The organism is Phenylobacterium sp. (assembly GCF_030693405.1).
Lineage (GTDB): Bacteria > Pseudomonadota > Alphaproteobacteria > Caulobacterales > Caulobacteraceae > Phenylobacterium.
Map to the genome: position 1 here is coordinate 14,201 of NZ_JAUYAW010000028.1, position 15,803 is coordinate 30,003.

Genomic DNA, 15,803 nt, shown 5'->3' on the forward strand with positions numbered 1-15,803 from the left:
GCTCGGGCTCAGGCGGCGTGGGCGCCGGCGCCCTGAGGCGCGGGCACGGCGACGCCAGCCTCGGTGTACTCCTTGAGCTTGTTGCGCAGGGTGCGGATCGAGATGCCCAGGATGTTGGCCGCGTGGGTGCGGTTGCCGGCGCAGTGCTCCAGGGTGTCGATGATCAGCTGCTGCTCCATCTCGGCTACGGTCTGGCCGACGAAACTGCGCTGAACGGCCTCGGCGGCGAAGCTGGCGGCCTGGGCCGCCCGGGCGCCGGCGTCAGCCGGCGACAGGGGCTGACCGTCGGGAAGACGCACAGCCTCCTCGGTGATCTCCTCGCCCACCGACAGCAGCACCGCCCGGTGCATGGCGTTTTCCAGCTCGCGCACATTGCCGGGCCAGCGATGGGCGGCCAGGCGGCGGCGGGCCTCCGTCGACAGGGGCTTTTCGGGCACGCCGTTGGCGGCGGCGTACTTCTTCACGAAGAACTCGGCCAGGGCGACGATATCGCCCGGACGGTCGCGCAGGGGCGGCAGGCGCAGGTTCACCACGTTCAGGCGGTAGAGCAGGTCCTCGCGGAAGGTCCCATCCTTGACCGCCTGGGCCAGGTCGCGGTTCGAGGTGGCGAGGATGCGGATGTCGACCTTCACCGGCTTGGCGCCGCCAACCCGGTCGATCTCCCGCTCCTGGATGGCCCGCAGCAGCTTGGCCTGCAGGCGGGCGTCCATCTCCGAGATTTCGTCCAGCAGCAGGGTGCCGCCAGTGGCCTCCTCGAACTTGCCGATCCGCCGGGCCAGCGCGCCGGTGAAGGCGCCCTTCTCGTGACCGAACAGCTCGCTCTCCAGCAGGTTTTCCGGAATGGCCGCGCAGTTGACCGAGATGAACGGCTTGGCCGCCCGTCGCGACTTCTGGTGAACGTAGCGGGCCACCACCTCCTTGCCCGAGCCGCTCTCGCCGGTGATCAGGATCGAGGCCTCAGACGCCGCCACCTGGTCGGCCAGTTTCAGCACCGCCTGCATGTTGGGGTCGTGGACCACCATGGGTCGGTTGTCGTCGGAGACAGCCGCCAGCACGGCGGCGATCAGGGCCGCCTCCGGGGGAAGGGGGATGAACTCCTTGGCGCCCGCCCGGATCGCCGCCGCCGCCCGGGCCGGGTCGGCCCCGACGCCGCAGGCCACCACCGGAACCCGGATGCGCTCGGCCTCGTTGGCCGCGATGAGGGCGGCGATGTCGAGGTCATAATCCACCAGGAGGAGGTCGGCCCCCTGGCCCGCGCGCAGGGCGTGGGTGGCGGCTGCGACCGTCTCCACATGGCTCACCTTGGCGCCGGCGGTCATCGCCATCTTCACCGCCGCAGAGAGCTGTCCGTCCAGTTTTCCGACGACCAGAAGCCGCATCTTCAAATCTCCTTACGCGCCGCCAATTCAGGCCGCCGTGTCGCCGTCCTTGATGATTTCAGTCATCGTCACCCCGAGGCGTTCGTCGACGATGACGACCTCCCCGCGGGCCACCAGGCGATTGTTCACATAGATGTCGATGGCCTCGCCGACCTTGCGGTCCAGCTCCAGGATGCTGCCCGAGGACAGCTGCAACAGCTGGGCGACGGACATCTGGGCCCGGCCGAGCACGGCCGAGATGCTGACCGGCACATCGAAGACCGGCGCCAGATCGCTGGCCGCCTTCTCCTCGCCCTCGTGGCCGAAGTCGATGGCGGGAAGATCACCCGGCCCCAGCTCCTGGAGTTTCAGTTCGTCAGACATGACATGGTCCTTTCACCCGTCAGGCGTCGCCGCCGGGAATGAGGGGTTCAGCGTGCAGGCCTTCCGAAGCCAGGGCCGCCTGCAGGGCCTCGGCCACCCGTTGGGCGGCCGCGGCGGGATCGAAGCGCGCCGCCCCGTCGCCAAAATCCAGGGCGAAGGCGGCCGGCGCCATGCCGGAGTCTGGGCGCACCTGGATCTGACCGGCGAAGCCAATGGCCTGGGCCGCTTCCGCCAGCATGGGCTCGAGACCCTCGGCGAGGGTCGGGGAGACGGTGACCAGCAGGCGCGGGGCGCTCTCGATTTCCCGCGCAAGGGAATCCAGCGCCGCCTTCAGGGGTGCGCGGGGGAAGGCGTCCAGGGCGGCGTCGGCGATCGCCTGGCCGCAGGCCAGGGCGAGCTCGGCCGAACCGATCCGGTGGGCGTGCGCCACCTCCGCCAGACGGGGCAGGGCGGCCTGGCAGGCCTGGGCGATGGTCGAGAGCGCGTCGGCCAGCTGAGCTTCCACCCGGGCCATGGCCGCGCGTTCGCCCTCGGCATAGGCCTGGGCGCGGATGACCTCGACTTCCTCCAGGGGATAGATGCGCTTGGGCCGGGCCGAGACCTGCGCCACGGCGCCCGCGTCGTCGAAGACGGTGTCGAAATCAAATCTTTTGAGGATGGGCTCGGACATCAGTAGATCAGCTCATCGTCGCCGCCGGCGCCGGCGAGCATGATCTCGCCCTTGGCCGCCAGGTCCTTGGCCACCTGGACCATCTTCATCTGCGCCTGGTCGACGTCCTTCAGGCGGACGGGACCCATGCCCTCCATGTCCTCGCGCATGATCTTGGCCGCGCGTTCCGACATGTTGGAGAAGAACATCTCGCGCAGAGCGTCCGAGGCCCCCTTGAGCGCCAGGCCCAGCTGATCCTTCTCGACGCCGCGCAGCAGGGTCTGGACCCCGCCGGGATCGAGCTTGGACAGGTCTTCGAAGACGAACATCAGGGCGCGGATGCGCTCGGCGGCCTCGCGGTTGCGCTCCTCCAGGGCGGCCATGAACCGGGACTCGGTCTGGCGGTCGAAGGAGTTGAAGATGTCGGCCATCATCTCATGGCTGTCGCGCTTGGAGGTGCGCGCCAGGTTGGACATGAATTCGGTCCGCAGGGTCTGCTCGATCTTGTCGAGGATCTCCCGCTGCACCGGCTCCATGCGCAGCATGCGGGTGACGCATTCCAGGGCGAAGTCCTCGGGCAGGGCGCCCAGGACCCGGGCCGCGTGCTCCGACTTCACCTTCGACAGAATGACGGCGACGGTCTGGGGGTATTCGTTCTTCAGATAGTTGGCGAGGACGGCCTCGTTCACATTGCCGAGCTTGTCCCACATGGTGCGACCCGCCGGACCGCGGATCTCCTCCATCAGGGCGTCGACCTTGTCGGGGGGCAGGAAGGCCTGCAGCAGCTTCTGGGTCTGTTCGAAGGAGCCCATGATGGTGCCAGCGCCCGACATGCCGGCGACGAACTCGACCAGCAAGGCTTCAACGACATTGGCCGCCACCGTGCCGAGGCTGGCCATGGCCTGGGAGACCTCCTTGATCTCCTCCTCGTCCAGGCTCTGCCAGATCACCCCATGGTCTTCGCCCAGCGCCAGCAGGACCACGGCGGCCTTCTCCGGCCCGCTCAGCTGGGTGATGTCGTTGATGGTCTTGTTGCGGCCGCCGCCGCGCACGCTACCGGTCATGCGGATTCATGCAGCCAGCTGCGCAGGATCGCGACCGACTGTTCCGGATGGGTTTCGACGAAGTCGGCGACGCGCTTGACCGAAGACGCCTTCACCTGGCCCTCAATGCGGGCGATGTCGATCTTCTGCTCCAGGGCGTCGGGGCCGGGCAGGGCCAGGGGCTGGCCGGTGGCGGGATCAATGGCGATCTGCACCGGTTGGCCGTCCGCGGTGGTGGTCACCAGGCGGGTGATGGTCTGGGTCTGTCCCGTCAGCTCGCCGCCGCCGCCGCTGGCGCTCTTGAGCAGGGGGCGGACCACGAAGAAGACGATGAGCAGGGCGACAATGGCCAGGATCGCCAGCTCCACCGCGCGCATGATGTCGTTCTTGTCGAAGTCCGCCAGCGGATTTGAGGATTCCACCCCGCCCATGGCGGCCGGCGCATCGAAGGGCATGTTGACGACCGTCACCTGATCGCCGCGCTCTTCATTGAAGCCGACCGCCGTGCGGACGAGCTGCTCAATCCGGGCCATCTCTTCTTCGCTGCGCGCGGCGTACTCGCCCGGCGCGCCGTCCTCGCCAACAGGGCGAACCCCGTCGACGGCCACGGCGACCGACAGTCGTTGAATCTTGCCGGGCTCGTTGACCTCGGTGCGGACGGTCTTGGAGATTTCGTAATTGGTGGTGGATTCGGTGCGCCCGCTGGCCGAGGCCAGTGCCCCGGCTGCGCCGCCGCCGATCCCGCCCGGGATGTTGGCGTCGGCGGTCACCGCCCCATTGTTGTTGGGCTCGTTCTCGTTGGCGTTTTCCTCGACAGTCTGCTCGGATCGGACCACCTGACCATCGGGATCGTAGGTCTCCTGCTGCACGGTCACCCGCGCCAGATCGAGCTCGGCGGTGACGTTGACCCGCGCCTTGCCAGGTCCCACGACGCTTTCCACCAGGGCCTTGACGGTCTTGGCGATGCGCTGCTCGACCTCGTTCTTGCGACCCTCGGCGGCCTCGCCGGCGAAGCCCTCGCCCCCGGCCGACAGCGTCTTGCCGTGCTGATCGACAATGGTGACCCGGTCCGGGGTCATCCGCGGCACCGCGCCAGCCACCAGGTTCTGGACGGCGCGCACCTGGTCAGGATTGGGCGCCCGGCCGCCGACGCCCATGGTGATGGAGGCCGAGGGCTCCTCGGCGGCCTCTTCGAACAGCTGGCGCTTGGGCAGGACCAGATGGACGCGGGCGAAGGTCACCCCGTCGAGGCTGCGGATGGTGCGGGCCAGCTCGCCTTCCAGGGCGCGCTGGCGGTTCAATTGCTGAACAAAGTCGGTCTGGCCGAGCGCATTGGAGTCGTCGAAAATCTCGTAGCCCACCGAACCGGCGGTGGGCAGCCCCTTGGCCGACAACAGCAGGCGGGTGGAGGCGACCTCGTCACGGTTGACCATGATGGTCGAGCCGTCGCCCTTGACCTCATATTTTACCCCGGCCTGGTCGAGGGCCGCGGTGATGGAGCCGGCCTCGCGCATGTCCAGGCTGGAATAGAGCAGGGCCTTGGGCTGGCCGAGATTCATGGTCAGGGCGATCAGGGCTGCAGCCACGCCGGCGCCGATGCCGAGAATGGCGGCCAGCCGGCCAATCCCGAACCTCTGCAAGGCGGCAACAAACTGATTCAAGGCGCGTCCCACCCCAAAGCCCTGCGACCGGCGCCCACTTTGGGCCGACCGCTAGGCAGGATTTACCCAGTCGATGGTAAACGCCGCGTTTAAGACTTGGCCGTGGGCGCGATTGTGGGGGCGATTGGCGCCGGGGCGAGATGTCGCACCCGGCGCCCCGAGGGGCGAGCGCCTCAGCTGCTCCAAGGGGTCAGGGCGCCCCAATGGAACAGAACGACGGCGAAGGCCGCATAGATCAGGGTGGTGGCTGTGAAGGCGAGCTTGCGCGTCACCGGCCAGCTGTCCAGCCGCCGTCCGCCCCGCCAGATGCTGAGCAGGGAAGCCAAGGTGACCAGGGTCAGCACCGACGCCACAAGGGCGCAGGCCGAGGCCAGGATCAGCCCTGCGCCTGGCCAAGTATAGACCACCTGGGCGGTGTCCGAGGCGCCCATCAGCCAGGCGGCGAACAGCCCCATGGCGAGCAGCCAGAGCACGGCCTGGATGGTCTGGACCAGGCTGGCTTGGCTCTGGATCTGGGTCTGACGCAGATCGCGGCGATTGCGCAGGGCGAGACCGACAAAGGTGGCGACCGCCGCCAGGGCGCTGAGGCCCGCCAGCCAGGCCAGGACGACCGGACGGCTCCACAGTCCGACCCGCTGGTAGCGGATGTCATTATAGGTCCCCTGGAAGGCCGAAGCCCGGCCGCCGCCCAGGTCGAACACCAGGCGCTCGGGTCCGGTGGTGGAGACAAAGCGGCCGGCGGTGGCGTCCCCTTCGGGGACCCAGGTCCGGGCGCCGTTCAGGCCGCTGGTGACGAGACGCCCATCCCGGCTGACCTGGACGCTGACGCCGGACAGGACAAAGCCGACGAACCGCTCCAGGCCCACATAGGCCCGGCGTGTGCCGAGATAGTGACCTTCATAGAGGCGGGCCGAGCGCCGCAGCTCAGGATCGCCTTCCTGCGGCGGTGCGCTCGCCGGCCCGTAGAACTGGGCGACCACCTGGGCAGGCAGCCGGGCGGCCAGCTCGGCGCCGTTCTCGGTGTTGACGCTGACGAAGACCCCCAGGTCGAGATCAGGGGCCACGACCATGTTGGAGCTGAACGACAGGGTGCCGCCAGCGTGGCCATAACCCTTTCGGCCGCCGGGCAGCGGATAGGTGATGAAGCCGTGGGGCCAGTCATTGATCCCGGCCTCATTGGGCCGCAGGGCCGTGCGGAAGGCGCGCGCCGTGGTCGGGCCGAAGATCGCCTGGGGCTGGGCGGCTCCACCGGCGGTCGCCTCTGCCGCGGACGCCTGGCCGTAGACCCCGTCATTCAGCAGCACGATCATGTAGCGCGCCATGTCGGCGGCGGTGGACGAGGCCGACCCCGCCGGGGCGAGATGGCCCAGATATTCGAACGGGCGCGCTTCAAAGCCTTTGGCCGGCGACCAGCGGAAGCCGTCCGACAGGTCCCGGGCGAGGCTGGGGGCCATGGGCGCCGGAATGCCCTGCCGCGGCGGATGGGGTTCGCGGAAGGTGGTGCGGGACATGCCCAGCGGGCCGGTGATCTTCTCCTCCACCAACTCCTCGAAGGGGCGACCCGTGACATAGACCAGGGCCTGGCCGGCCAGGCCGACGCCATAGTTGGAATAGGTTGGAAACTGCCCGGGCTCGCGCACCCGGCGGGGGCGTTCCTGGCGCAGATATTGGGCCATGGGGCGTTCACGATCGAAATTCCGCTCCATCAACTGGCCAAGGATTCGGTCTTCGAAGCCCGGAGAATGGTCCAGCAGGTGGGCCACCTGGATGGGCTGGGTAAAACCCTGGTCGCGGATCTGCAGGGCCTCGGGCAGGTAGAGGTTGATCGGGGCGTCGATGCGGATACGTCCGGCCTGAATCTCGTTCATCAGCAGGATCCAGGTGAAGGTCTTGGAGATCGAGCCGATGCGGAACAGGGTCCGGTCGGGATCCACCGGCCGAAGGGGGGCGAGGCTGGCGTGGCCATAGCCCTTCTTGAGGATCACCTGATCGTTCTGCACCACCGAGACGGTGACGCCGGCTATGCGGTCTCGCAGCATGGCCGAACCGATCACCCCGTCGAGATAGGCCTCCAGCCGCGCCGGATCGATTGCGGCCGCGCCTGTGGGGGTCAGCGCGTCGCTCCCGGCCTCGGCGCCAGGCTGGACCGCCTGCGCGACCGGGGCGGGCGCGGCGGTTCTGGGGCGCGCCGCCGGACGGGACGCAGGGGTGGGCAAGGCTTCATAAGGAATGGGCGCATCCGGCAGGGCGGGCTGGGCCAGCGCCACGCCAGGGGGGCACAGGGCCGCCGCCAGCATCGCTACGGCAAGCTTAGGCAAGAAGCGCATCACCGGAACTCGCTCTGTCTGGAATTTCCCCACGAGTCCCTCTTCTAGGGCGCCGCGACGGGGCGTCCAAGGCGTCCGGTTACCGGGATGGGGGCGCAGGGAAGGACAGCAGGGGCAGAAGCGGCCGAAGCTGTGGACCGATCCAGACCTGCGGCTCCGAGGGCGGGCTCAGACCCGCCTCCCGCTCCCGGTCCCGCACACAGACCCCGACGGCTCGCCCCAGGGCGATGAAGTCCCCCACTTGGCTCAGGGCGGACAGGAAGCAGGCGTCGAAATAGGGATAGGTGTCGGCCTCCCCGCAGCCGAACGAGGTGCGGTCGGGACGGGCGGCCGTCAGGATCATGCGGTTGGGCTTGGCGAGCGCTGGCACAAAGACGCCGGAGAAGCAGGCCGAGATCACCACGACCGTGGGCTTGGTCCCGCAGCTGCGATCGAGCATCGCCCCGAGAATGGACGGCGGCAGGATCTGGTCGTCCACCAGCGCCCCACGGGGATCTCCGTGGGAGGTGAAATAGACGAGGCAGCCTGCCGCGCCGGGCGCCATGGCGCCCAGGCTGTCATAGATCCCGCGGACCGAGGATTTCTGGGGCTTCTGGGCGCGTTCGGCTTCGGGCCGGACGGAGAACTGGACGATCTGGCCCGGGGCGAGGCCGAGGCCAGAGAAGGCCTTGGCGATGTCGCGGCGGGCGTTGTCGAAGGCTTCGGTTGGCCCGCCAAGCGAGCCCTTGGAGTCACCGGCCACCACCACGGCGGCCCAGGATTCGAACGGGGCGGCCAGGCTTGGTCGGGCGATGAGCAGGCCGCAGGCGAGGCCAAACGCCAGGGCGCAGATCCGAAACCTCAGACCGGCGCGCTGGCGGATCACGTCAGCTCTTGTAGGATTTGAAGGGGGTGGGCAGGGCCGTCCCCGTCGCCTTGGCCAGCAGTCGGCCTTCGGGATCGTAAAGCTCGCCCTCGGTGAAGGCGATGCTGCGGCCCCATTTGACGACGCGGCCGATCCCCTTGATCTGGCCGGGCATGGCCGGCCGCAGGAAGCTGGTCTTCATCTCCAGGGTCGGGGCAACATGGGTCATGCCCGAAGCGACCATGCAGGCCACCGACATGGCCTCGTCCAGCATGGCGCAGAGATAGCCGCCCTGGATCTGCTTCATGGGATTGAGCAGCAGCTCGGCCTTGGCGTCGAAGGCCACCTCGACCATCTTTTCAGCCTGGCTGACCGCGACCATCCGGAAGCCGAGGGTCTGGGAGCCGGTGGGCTGGTTCTTGGTGCGCAGGAAGCGGGCCAGGATGGCCTCGTCCGTCAGCGCTTCGGGCTCGGTGGCGGCGACGTCGGTCATGGGGCCTATTTCTTGCGGAACTGGTCGAGGGAGACGACCTTTTCGGCCGGATCGGCGGGGGTTTCCGGGGCGGCGGCTGGGGCGGCGTCGCCCGTTTCGTCGGCCGCGGCGGCCGCGCCGTCGGTGGCGGCCTCGAACTGCAGCAGGAACTGCACGCTGGGATCATAGAAACGGGAAACCGCGGCATAGGGCACCGAGACCCGCTTGGGCTGGCCGCCGAATTTCAGGGTGACCGAGAAGAAGGTCTCGCCCGGCGCCAGGTCCCAGTACTGATGCTGCAGGACGATGGTCATCTCGTCGGGGTATTTGGACAATAGGTCCACAGGCCCGGACACGCCCGGCGCGTCGGTCTTGAACGTGACGTAGAAGTGGTGCGCCCCTGGCAGGCCTTCAGGCGAGGCCGCGCGCTTCAGGGCGGCCTTCACCACCCCGCGCAGAGCCTCCTGGGCCATTGCCTCGTAGTGCATCTGGTCTTGGGCCGGCGGCTCCTGAGCCATGGGGTCTCCGGTGGTGGGCGCTTCAAAGGGCAGAAGGTAGCGTGTGCCGCGCGGCGCGCAAGCGCGCGCGCGCCAGGCGCGTACGATCCCGGCGATCTGACGCGTCCATGACACGGGGCGGCGTAGCTTTTCGGTATGGGAAAGGTGGAGGGGTTCTGTTGCAAGGCCCCCTCCCGGCCCCGCCTAACGCTGCTAAGACGCTAGGAGTTTATGTCGAAATCTATCGGACCGCTTACGCAGCCAGACGGACTTCTTCAGCGAAGTTATCGTTCGCATTTAGATAAAGGCCCGAAACGGTGGGCCAAGCCGAGAGAAAGCAACACCTTTAGACGTCTGTCGATGCTGATCGGCCCCAGACTTCCCGGCGATACCCGGGGAAGGATTTGGTGGAGCCGCCGGGAATCGCACCCGGGTCCAGTCCGCTTATGACGTGCGCGTTTATCTCCATAGTCCGGCGAACCGGACAGGTTGAATATAGGGCGCGGCGCCTGGAATTTGAAGAGCCTTCGCGTTGGGTGCGTCAGGGCGCCCGGGGGCGATCCTCGGGCTTGATGCGCCCGCCGCCGGCGATCAGGGCCTCATAGGCCGCCCGCTCCCGCGAGAAATCCGCGCCATTGGGCAAGAGGACGTCAATCCGAGGCTCGTGACCCATGGCCGCGCCGATCGCGGTTTCCAGCAGGTCTGCCACTTCCCCCACCTCGGCGTCCTCGCAATCGCGGCGCAGGATCCCGCCGGCGCTCTCAGTCAGGCGGATCAGATCATAGGCAACGCCATCCAGACAGATGGAGCCGACGCTGGCGTTCCCTTCCTGGGCCACGGCGTCCCGGGGGGTGCTCCAGACCGGGGCCTGGGCCAGCTCCAGAATGCGGCTGCGATAGCCGGTGGGCAGTTCAACATCGAAGCCCACCCGCCGGGCGATCTCGGGCTCGCAGCAGGCGCGGCCCGCGCGGACCTGGGCGAAGGCCTTGCCATCCCGCCGGGCGGTCAGCCGGATGACTATCTGGTCGACGCTGTTGGAGGGCCTGCGCCAGATCTCGATCATCGCCTCGCCGCCATAGACCACCTGGGTCTGCAGGGGCGGCAGGCCCCACAGGCGATAGAGGGTGGGTTCGACAGGCGTGACCACGGGCGGCGGGCCTGCGCGGGGCAGCCGGCGCCTGGCCATGGGATCGGCCGCGTCCGGGGGCGGCGGGCGCTCGGCGCTCCACCAGTCCTGCGGGTCCGGCGGCGGATAGGGCGAACCGGCGCCAGGCGGGGTCACATAGGTCTGCTGGGCGAGACCCGGGGCGGCGGCCATGAGGCTGAGGGCCAGTCCGAGGGCCGCCCGCTGCATCCTGTTCGCCATTTAGTGCTCCTAGAGGGCGTCGGCCCCCCGCGTGATGGAAAGCACGCCGGTGCGCGACAGTTCCACAAGGCCGAGCGGCCGCATCAGTTCGGCGAACTTGTCGATCTTGTTGGGCGCGCCGGTGATCTCGAAGACGAAGCTCTCGTGGGTGGTGTCGATCACCCGGGCGCGGAAGATGTCGGCCACACGCAGGGCCTCGACCCGCTCGGCGCCCAGGCTCTTGACCTTGACCAGGGCCAGCTCCCGCTCCAGGCCGTTGGGATCGCGGGTCACGTCCTGGACATGGCGGGTGGAGACCATCTTCTCCAGCTGGGCCTCGATCTGGCCCAGCACATGGGGCGTGCCGCGGGTGACGATGGTCACCCGGCTGGTGTGGGCGTTCCGGTCAGTCTCGGCGACCGTCAGGCTCTCGATATTGTAGCCGCGTGCGGCGAACAGCCCGACCAGCCGGTGCAGGACGCCGGGCTCATTGTCCACGAGCACGGCGAAGGTGGCGAGGTTCTCCACCTCGGCCTTGTGGTCGAGGTCATAGACGGAGGCGGGCTGGGGATCGGGCATCAAGGTCTCTTCTCTAGGCTCGGCCGTTCAGGTGTCACAGGCGGTGGCCGAGGGCAACGCCCCCGGCCAGCTCGTCCTTGCCCGCTCACACCAGCCGCTTGCCGGCGTCGTCGATGATGGAGCCGAGGTCGCGGGCTTCCTGGGCCAGGATCATCTCGTTGTGCGCCTTGCCTGACGGGATCATTGGGAAGCAGTTCTCTTCCTTGGTCACCCGGCAGTCGAACAGCACCGGACGACGAACCGAGATCATCTCGGCGATCTTGTCGTCCAGTTCGCCCGGATGCTCGGCCCGCAGGCCGACCGCGCCGAAGGCCTCGGCCATCTTCACGAAGTCGGGCAGGCTTTCTGAATAGGAGTGGGAGTAGCGCTCCCCATGCAGCAGCTGCTGCCACTGGCGGACCATGCCCATCCATTCGTTGTTCAGGATGAAGATCTTGATCGGCAGATCGTACTGAATGGCGGTGGCCATCTCCTGCATGGTCATCTGCACGCTGGCGTCGCCGGCGATGTCGATGACGAGTGAGTCCGGATGGGCGATCTGCACGCCGACGGCGGCCGGCAGGCCATAGCCCATGGTGCCCAGGCCGCCGGAGGTCATCCAGCGGTTGGGGTCCTCGAAGCGGAAATACTGGGCGGCCCACATCTGGTGCTGGCCGACCTCGGTGGTGATGTAGACGTCCTTGTCCTTGGCGTGGTGATACAGCCGCTCGACCGCCTGCTGCGGCTTGATGAGCTTGGAGTCCGGCGTGTAGGCGAAGCAGTCCCGCGCCCGCCAGACCTCGATCTGCTTCCACCATTCGTCCAGCGCGGTCTTGTCCACCGACAGGCGCATGGCCTTCCAGGCGGCGATCATGTCCTCCAGCACGCTGGCGGCGTCGCCGACGATGCCGACATCGCAACGGACATTCTTGCCGATGGACGAGGCGTCGATGTCCACGTGGATCTTGCGCGAGGTGGGCGCGAACGCGTCCAGCCGACCAGTGACCCGGTCATCGAACCGGGCGCCCAGCGCCACCATCACGTCGCAGTCGTGCATGGCGTGGTTGGCTTCGAAGCTGCCGTGCATGCCCAGCATGCCCAGCCACTTGGGGTCTGCGGCCGGGAAGGCGCCCAGGCCCATCAGGGTCGAGGTCACCGGCGCGCCAGTCAGTTCGGCGAACTCCCGCAGAAGTTCCGACGCCCTGGGGCCGGCGTTGATGACGCCGCCGCCGGTATAGAGGATCGGCCGGCGCGACTGGGCGATCAGGGTGACGGCCTCGGCGATGCGGCCGGCGTCGCCCTTGACCTGGGGGCGGTAGTCATGGGCGTGGGTGACGGCCTGTGGGCCCTGGTAGGCCGCCTTGCCGAACTGCACGTCCTTGGGGATGTCGATGACCACCGGGCCAGGCCGGCCCGAGGTGGCGATGTGGAAGGCCTCGTGCATGATGCGCGGCAGGTCGTCGACATTCTTGACCAGATAGTTGTGCTTGGTGATCGAGCGGGTGATGCCGATCGTGTCGCACTCCTGGAAGGCGTCGGTGCCGATCAGGTGGGTGGCGACCTGGCCGGTGATGACCACCAGGGGAATGGAGTCCATCAGAGCGTCGACGATGCCGGTGACCGCATTGGTCGCCCCGGGGCCTGAGGTGACCAGGACGACGCCCGGCTTGCCGGTGGAGCGGGCATAGCCCTCGGCCGCATGGGTCGCGCCCTGTTCATGGCGGACCAGGATGTGCCGCAGCCGCGGCTCGGCGAACAGCGCATCATAGATCGGCAGCACCGCCCCGCCCGGATAGCCGAACAGGACCTCTACGCCCTGGTCGATGAGCGAGCGGACGACGATCTCGGCGCCGCTCATCATTTCGGTGTCGGCGGCTTCGGGGGCGGTGATGGTCTGGTGGGCGGTCATGGCAGTGGCCTTCTTAGGCTGGCCTTCAGGGCAATAAAAAAGGCCCGCTGGGGGGCCTGGTGCAAGCGACCTCGTTCGCGCCGATCGAAATCGGCCCGTCTAAGGTCGCCACTTAAGTACGATGCTGACGCGCACGCGCGTTCTCCAGATAGAGTGTTTCCCGCTCATCGCATGCGCGCGCCGGGGCGTCAAGGCGCGCCCAGAGCAAGAAACTGCCCCCACTGGGCCTCTGGGTCGCTCGCCGAGACCCGCGGCCAGTCCGGGGTCTGGTTGCGGAACCAGGTCGCCTGGCGCTTGGCGTAGCGACGGGTGGCCTGCCGGGCGGCGGCCAGGGCCTCCTCCAGGTTCATCTCACCCGCCTGCCAGGCGGCGATCTCCGCCAGCCCCAGGGCCTTCATCACCGGAAGGTCCGGGGCCAGGCTTCGGGCCAGCAGAGCCGAAACCTCGTCGGCCGCCCCGGCCTCGATCATGGCCGCCAGTCGGGCGTCGCAGCGGGCATAGAGCGCCTCCCGCGGGGGATCGATGGCCAGGCCCCACCAGGCGTCCACGGCCAGAGGCGCCGTCGTCTGCGCCTGAAGCGCCGAGAGCGACTGGCCGGCAGTGAGGTGAACCTCCCAGGCGCGCACCAGCCGCTGGCGGTCGCCCGGCGCGATGCGGGCGGCGGCTGCCGGGTCGACCTTGGCCAGACGGTCCCGGAACGCGATCTCGCCGAGGGCCTCGAACTCTGCCGCCGCTGCGGCGCGGGTCTCTGGGGCGGCCGTGGGAATCTCGGCCAGACCGTGAGTCAGGCTGCGGAAATAGAGGCCGGTTCCGCCGACGAGGATGGGGCTTTTCCCTCGGCTGCGGATGTCAGCAATGATCGGCAGGGCCGCGCGCTGCCAGCGGCCCACCGACCAGGCCTCCGCCCCGTCCGCCACGCCGAACAGGTAGTGCGGCGCCTGATCCAGTTCTTCCGGCGTCGGCCGGGCGCTGAGGATCGCCAGGTCGCGATAGAGCTGGATGGAGTCGGCGTTGACGATCTCGCCGTCGATTTCCCGCGCCAGACGCAGGGAGATCGCCGTCTTGCCGCTTGCCGTCGGCCCGCCGATCAGCCAGATGCGGGGCTCCATGGAAATCGCGCTCACCCTTGTCAGTCCGCAGGAGGCCGCCGTCGCCGCGGCCGCCGTCCAACTCACCCAAGCGCTCGCAGGCGCACACGCCCGCGTCAAGGAACCCCGGCCCTTAGGACCTGGCGCGGTGGACCTGTCGGTGGAGGCCGAGGCGCTCGCGCCGGTGCGCGCCGCCGTCGCGGCGACCCTGTCGGACCTTCCGGTGGACGCCTGCGTCCAGCCATGGGCTGGCCGGCGCAAGCGGCTGCTGATCGCCGACATGGATTCCACCATCATCGGCTGCGAGTGCATCGACGAGCTGGCCGACTTCGCCGGCGTCAAGGCCAAGGTCTCCGAGATCACCGAGCGGGCCATGCGCGGCGAGCTGGATTTCGAGGCGGCCCTGCGCGAGCGGGTGGCCATGCTGAAGGGGCTGCCGCTCTCGGACCTGCAGCGGGCCTATGATGAGCGGGTGGTCCTCAATCCCGGCGCCCGGACCCTGGTGCGGACCATGGCGGCGGGCGGGGCGCGCTGCGTGCTGGTCTCCGGCGGCTTCACCTTCTTCACCAGCCGGGTGGCGCAGGCTGCGGGCTTCCACGCCCAGCGGGCCAACACCCTGATCGAGGCGGGCGAGGTCCTGGCCGGCGAGGTGGGCTCGCCCATCCTTGGGCGAGAGGCCAAGCTGGCCGCCCTGCGCGAAGAGGCCGCCGCCATCGGCGCCGAGCTGACCGCAACCCTGGCCGTCGGCGACGGGGCCAATGATCTGGCCATGATCGAGGCTGCGGGCTTAGGCGTCGCCTACCGGGCCAAGCCGGTGGTCGCCGCCCAGGCCCACGCCAAGGTGGATCACGCCGACCTGACGGCGCTGCTCTACTTCCAGGGCTATGCGGCGACGGATTTTGTCACCGACTGAAGCAGGCCTTGATTTCACGCCTGGGGCAGCCTGGGCTAAGAGCCTGCCCATGACCCTGCCGCGCCCCGTCTCCGCCGTCGTCTTCGACATGGACGGCCTCTTGATCGACTCCGAGCGCCTGATGCTCCACGCGATGCAGGGCGCCGCCCTGGCCATGGGTCGGGACATGCCCTTTCCGGTATTCCAGAGCATGGTCGGTCTGACCCACGCCGCCAGCGACGGCATTCTGATCCGCCACTTCGGCGAGGGCTTTGTCTTGGACGACTATGTCGCCGACGTGCGGGCGCGGTTCGTTGAGGCGCATAGCGCCGGGGTCGCCCTGAAGGCGGGTGTCCTCGAGATGCTCGATCATCTGGACGCGGTCGGCGCGCCCCGGGCGGTGGCCACGTCCTCGCGCATGCGGTCGGTGGAGACCCATCTGGGCCATGCGGGCCTGCTCTCGCGGTTCGACGCCTTCATCACCGCCGAGAGCGTAACGAACGGCAAGCCGCATCCCGAACCCTATCTGAAGGCGGCCGCGGCGCTGGGCATGGACCCCCGCGACTGCATCGCCCTGGAAGACAGCCACAACGGCGTCCGCGCGGCGGCCGCGGCCGGCATGATGACCATCATGGTGCCTGACATGCTGGAGCCCAATGACGAGATGCGCGACCTGTGCGTGCGCATCGCCCAGGACCTTCACGAGGTCCGCGATCTGCTGGCGGTGATGGTCCGCAAATGAAAAGCCCCCGATCCGGCTTAAGGATCGAGGGCTG

15 protein-coding genes and 1 other RNA gene are annotated in these 15,803 nt (G+C 68.6%); 2 read left to right on the forward strand and 14 right to left on the reverse strand.

Going from position 1 to position 15,803, the window contains the following annotated elements; translation table 11 throughout:
• Positions 1-8: 8 nt before the first annotated feature.
• The 14 genes from Q8N19_RS05295 to miaA form a co-directional block, all read right to left on the reverse strand.
• Positions 9-1,379, reverse strand: coding sequence for a sigma-54-dependent Fis family transcriptional regulator (locus Q8N19_RS05295; RefSeq protein WP_305588555.1), 1,371 nt, complete (start codon positions 1,377-1,379; stop codon positions 9-11).
• A 27-nt stretch (positions 1,380-1,406) separates the two neighbouring features.
• Positions 1,407-1,742, reverse strand: a complete 336-nt coding sequence (gene fliN, locus Q8N19_RS05300; protein ID WP_305588556.1) for a flagellar motor switch protein FliN — start codon at positions 1,740-1,742, stop codon at positions 1,407-1,409.
• Between the two features lie 19 nt (positions 1,743-1,761).
• A complete protein-coding gene (locus Q8N19_RS05305) occupies positions 1,762-2,412 on the reverse strand; it encodes a flagellar assembly protein FliH (protein ID WP_305588557.1) in 651 nt (216 codons plus the stop codon).
• Positions 2,412-3,455 carry a flagellar motor switch protein FliG gene (gene fliG, locus Q8N19_RS05310; RefSeq protein WP_305588558.1) on the reverse strand — a complete coding sequence of 348 codons (1,044 nt, stop codon included), beginning with the start codon at positions 3,453-3,455 and terminating at the stop codon, positions 2,412-2,414. Before fliG ends, Q8N19_RS05305 begins: the two co-directional genes overlap by 1 nt.
• Positions 3,452-5,095 carry a flagellar basal-body MS-ring/collar protein FliF gene (gene fliF / locus Q8N19_RS05315; RefSeq protein WP_305588559.1) on the reverse strand — a complete coding sequence of 548 codons (1,644 nt, stop codon included), beginning with the start codon at positions 5,093-5,095 and terminating at the stop codon, positions 3,452-3,454. Before fliF ends, fliG begins: the two co-directional genes overlap by 4 nt.
• Positions 5,096-5,268: 173 nt before the next feature.
• Entirely contained in the window at positions 5,269-7,413 is a 2,145-nt protein-coding gene (locus Q8N19_RS05320) for a serine hydrolase (protein WP_305588560.1), read from the reverse strand.
• A gap of 88 nt (positions 7,414-7,501) precedes the next feature.
• Positions 7,502-8,287, reverse strand: coding sequence for a C13 family peptidase (locus tag Q8N19_RS05325; RefSeq protein WP_305588561.1), 786 nt, complete (start codon positions 8,285-8,287; stop codon positions 7,502-7,504).
• Position 8,288: 1 nt separating this feature from the next.
• Complete coding sequence (locus Q8N19_RS05330) at positions 8,289-8,759, reverse strand: PaaI family thioesterase (RefSeq protein ID WP_305588562.1); 471 nt, start codon at positions 8,757-8,759, stop codon at positions 8,289-8,291.
• Between the two features lie 5 nt (positions 8,760-8,764).
• Positions 8,765-9,256, reverse strand: coding sequence for an SspB family protein (locus tag Q8N19_RS05335; protein ID WP_305588563.1), 492 nt, complete (start codon positions 9,254-9,256; stop codon positions 8,765-8,767).
• Positions 9,257-9,399: 143 nt separating this feature from the next.
• Positions 9,400-9,760, reverse strand: a transfer-messenger RNA (tmRNA) gene (ssrA, locus tag Q8N19_RS05340).
• Between the two features lie 16 nt (positions 9,761-9,776).
• Positions 9,777-10,601, reverse strand: coding sequence for a hypothetical protein (locus tag Q8N19_RS05345; RefSeq protein ID WP_305588564.1), 825 nt, complete (start codon positions 10,599-10,601; stop codon positions 9,777-9,779).
• A gap of 9 nt (positions 10,602-10,610) precedes the next feature.
• On the reverse strand, positions 10,611-11,159 hold the full coding sequence (ilvN, locus tag Q8N19_RS05350) for an acetolactate synthase small subunit (RefSeq protein WP_293316491.1): 549 nt from the start codon (positions 11,157-11,159) through the stop codon (positions 10,611-10,613).
• Positions 11,160-11,244: 85 nt separating this feature from the next.
• Positions 11,245-13,047, reverse strand: a complete 1,803-nt coding sequence (locus Q8N19_RS05355) for an acetolactate synthase 3 large subunit (protein ID WP_304756096.1) — start codon at positions 13,045-13,047, stop codon at positions 11,245-11,247.
• A gap of 188 nt (positions 13,048-13,235) precedes the next feature.
• Positions 13,236-14,156: a tRNA (adenosine(37)-N6)-dimethylallyltransferase MiaA gene (gene miaA / locus Q8N19_RS05360; protein WP_305588580.1), complete on the reverse strand. Its 921-nt coding sequence runs from the start codon at positions 14,154-14,156 to the stop codon at positions 13,236-13,238.
• Here miaA and serB point away from each other — a divergent pair.
• Entirely contained in the window at positions 14,155-15,048 is an 894-nt protein-coding gene (gene serB, locus Q8N19_RS05365; RefSeq protein WP_305588565.1) for a phosphoserine phosphatase SerB, read from the forward strand. The two genes, miaA and serB, sit on opposite strands and share 2 nt — an antisense overlap.
• Positions 15,049-15,097: 49 nt before the next feature.
• Positions 15,098-15,769, forward strand: a complete 672-nt coding sequence (locus tag Q8N19_RS05370; RefSeq protein WP_305588566.1) for an HAD family phosphatase — start codon at positions 15,098-15,100, stop codon at positions 15,767-15,769.
• The last annotated feature ends 34 nt before the right edge of the window (positions 15,770-15,803 follow it).

What these genes read in the sequence shown, in the direction of transcription:
- ilvN (WP_293316491.1), bottom strand. Translation starts at nt 11,159, where the DNA reads ATGCCCGATCCCCAGCCCGCCTCCGTCTATGACCTCGACCACAAGGCC.
- Q8N19_RS05355 (WP_304756096.1), bottom strand. Translation starts at nt 13,047, where the DNA reads ATGACCGCCCACCAGACCATCACCGCCCCCGAAGCCGCCGACACCGAA.
- serB (WP_305588565.1), top strand. Translation starts at nt 14,155, where the DNA reads ATGGAAATCGCGCTCACCCTTGTCAGTCCGCAGGAGGCCGCCGTCGCC.
- Q8N19_RS05335 (WP_305588563.1), bottom strand. Translation starts at nt 9,256, where the DNA reads ATGGCTCAGGAGCCGCCGGCCCAAGACCAGATGCACTACGAGGCAATG.
- fliG (WP_305588558.1), bottom strand. Translation starts at nt 3,455, where the DNA reads ATGACCGGTAGCGTGCGCGGCGGCGGCCGCAACAAGACCATCAACGAC.
- fliN (WP_305588556.1), bottom strand. Translation starts at nt 1,742, where the DNA reads ATGTCTGACGAACTGAAACTCCAGGAGCTGGGGCCGGGTGATCTTCCC.
- Q8N19_RS05295 (WP_305588555.1), bottom strand. Translation starts at nt 1,379, where the DNA reads ATGCGGCTTCTGGTCGTCGGAAAACTGGACGGACAGCTCTCTGCGGCG.
- Q8N19_RS05305 (WP_305588557.1), bottom strand. Translation starts at nt 2,412, where the DNA reads ATGTCCGAGCCCATCCTCAAAAGATTTGATTTCGACACCGTCTTCGAC.
- Q8N19_RS05370 (WP_305588566.1), top strand. Translation starts at nt 15,098, where the DNA reads ATGACCCTGCCGCGCCCCGTCTCCGCCGTCGTCTTCGACATGGACGGC.
- miaA (WP_305588580.1), bottom strand. Translation starts at nt 14,156, where the DNA reads ATGGAGCCCCGCATCTGGCTGATCGGCGGGCCGACGGCAAGCGGCAAG.
- Q8N19_RS05330 (WP_305588562.1), bottom strand. Translation starts at nt 8,759, where the DNA reads ATGACCGACGTCGCCGCCACCGAGCCCGAAGCGCTGACGGACGAGGCC.
- Q8N19_RS05345 (WP_305588564.1), bottom strand. Translation starts at nt 10,601, where the DNA reads ATGGCGAACAGGATGCAGCGGGCGGCCCTCGGACTGGCCCTCAGCCTC.